The sequence below is a fragment of the Enterobacter sp. R-1.6.2 genome (genome assembly GCF_035064085.1).
GTDB classification, from domain to species: domain Bacteria; phylum Pseudomonadota; class Gammaproteobacteria; order Enterobacterales; family Enterobacteriaceae; genus Enterobacter; species Enterobacter asburiae_B.
The window spans coordinates 1-2,455 of sequence record NZ_JASEYI010000078.1; the positions used below are offsets into that span (position 1 = coordinate 1).

Sequence of the window (2,455 nt, forward strand, 5' to 3'; positions counted from 1 at the left end):
GCCAGCTGCGGTTTTCCGAGCCCTGCCGCTGACTATGTCGAGTCCGTGCGACGTGAAGTCGCCTGAATAATTGTTCCGCTGAGAAATCAGAGAGGAACCTGATGTTCCGTCATCAGTAGCCTACCGGTACATGCGGGAGCGGTAACGCTCTGGTGTGAAGCTGCCGGGACAACGAAGCCGGGTCTGCGTACCTAGCCGAGTCCGTGAGGACAGGTAACATCTGCAAGCATCGTGCGGATGCGGCGCCAGGCTGGATGGTATGACCAACATAAGTGAACTGCTGATAAACATCGTTACATAGAACAGGCCAAAGATGCTGTCAGGCCTGAACCAAAAGGTATGCGGTCGGTTGCTTCACTTCGATTCTTGAGGCACACGGACATAATGGCCGTCGGTGAACAGGCAGGGTCTAACCCATCTCGTTATTCAGGTGGAACATGGTAAGCCCGTATCGCTGCCCTCAGGGGCAGGTAAATCGCAAGAGGCACTGTTGGCGGTGCGGGTATGAGATGGTGGAGAAAGCGAATGCTGCCCTGTAACCGGGCAGACAGAGGTTGAGCTCAAGTGCGACATCACCTCACGCGAAAGCGGGCAGACTTCCACCGGGTCTTTCTTTACGGGATAACCTGAGAAACTTTCTTTGAGGGAACAGCAGATGACTACGTCAGCAACAGGCGCGGGTGCCCCCTCTCACGAACCGGAGGCATGGCACAGCATTGACTGGGCTCAGTGCCACCGGGAAGTGCGAAGGCTGCAGGCACGTATCGTAAAGGCAACGCGGGAAGGCAGGTTCGGCAGGGTTAAAGCCCTGCAGTGGCTGTTGACCCACTCGTTCAGCGGTAAGGCTCTTGCCGTCAGACGGGTTACCGAAAATAAGGGCAGGCATACGCCGGGCGTGGACGGCAAATTATGGACCACCCCGGCGGCCAGATTTCAGGCCATTAAGTCGCTACAGCGGCGGGGATACCGTCCCCTTCCTCTGAAGCGTCTCCTTATCCCCAAAGCAGACGGCAAAAGCCGTCCGCTCGGCATTCCGTCGATGCGTGACAGAACCATGCAGGCACTCTACATGATGGCACTTTCACCCGTTGCGGAGACCACAGCCGATCAGCGCTCCTTTGGCTTCAGGCCACAGCGTTCCGTAGCTGATGCAATTGAACAGTGCTTTATCATGCTGTCGAAGAAACACGCGCCAGAGTGGGTGCTGGAGGGGGATATTCAGGGATGTTTTGACAACATCAGCCATGAGTGGCTGATGGAAAACATACCGATCGACAGGGTAATACTGAGCAGATGGCTCAAGGCAGGATACATGGAAGGGCGTCAGCTTTTTCCCACCGAAGCAGGTACGCCACAGGGTGGAATTATTTCCCCGGTGCTGGCAAACCTTGCACTCGACGGGCTTGAAGCAAGGCTAAAGTCCCACTTTGGTCGTCCGCGGTATGCGCGGAATCTTGAAATAAAACTCAAGGTCAATTATGTGCGTTACGCTGATGACTTCATCATAACCGGCCGCTCGAAGGAGTTGCTGGAAAATGAGGTCATGCCTGTGGTGGAGAGGTTCATGCTCGAGCGTGGTCTGACGCTCTCCCCCACAAAAACGCGGGTTACACGTATTGATCAGGGTTTCGATTTTCTAGGCCATAATCTGCGCAAATTCAGCGGTAAGCTGCTGATACGCCCGTCCGGTATAAACGTCAGTCGCTTACTGGAAAAAGCCCGCGCAACAGTGAGAGAGAACCCGGCACTGACGCAGGAGAAGCTTATTAAAAAGCTGAACCCGATCATTCAGGGCTGGGCAGATTTTCACCGGCACAACGTTGCAAAAGCTGCATTTGCCCGCGTGGACCATGAAATCTGGCTGGCGTTGTGGCGCTGGTGCAGGCGGCGGCATCCTCAGAAAGGTAAACGCTGGATCAAAAACCGTTACTTCCATCAGGTGGGTAACCGTAACTGGGTATTTGCAACGCCTACAGGCGAGTACTATCCGGATGGAAAACCGGTTCTAAAGTCTCTGCGGAAAGCCACCGACACCCGCATCACACGCCATACAATGCTGAGGCTGGGGGCAAACCCGTTCGCTCCTGAATGGGAAGCATACTTTGAGGAGAGGATGTCCCGAAAGATGCTGCTGTCACTCAGCGGGAAGAAAAGGATCGTCACGCTCTGGCAGAGTCAGCAGCGACGATGCAGGTTATGTCAGGAGCTGATCACGCCCGAAACCGGATGGCATGTTCACCATATTATCCGTCGTGTCGATGGCGGTACTGACGACAACAGCAACCTGTGCCTTGTGCATCCCGTATGCCACAGGCAGATCCATGCCCTTAACCTGAAGGTAGCGAAACCGGCTCGCGCAAGTGGGCTTTGAGAGGCCTGAGCCGTATGAGGGGAAACTCTCACGTACGGTTCTTAGGGGGGGATGGGTCAGCAATGGCCTGTTCCTACCCGATGA

The 2,455-nt window shown here is 55.2% G+C and carries 1 protein-coding gene; it reads left to right on the forward strand.

All coding sequences use genetic code 11. The features are described 5' to 3' along the window. Positions 1–655 precede the first annotated feature (655 nt). Entirely contained in the window at positions 656–2,371 is a 1,716-nt protein-coding gene (gene ltrA, locus QMN93_RS25750; protein WP_063932880.1) for a group II intron reverse transcriptase/maturase, read from the forward strand. The last annotated feature ends 84 nt before the right edge of the window (positions 2,372–2,455 follow it).

What these genes read in the sequence shown, in the direction of transcription:
- ltrA (WP_063932880.1), top strand. Translation starts at nt 656, where the DNA reads ATGACTACGTCAGCAACAGGCGCGGGTGCCCCCTCTCACGAACCGGAG.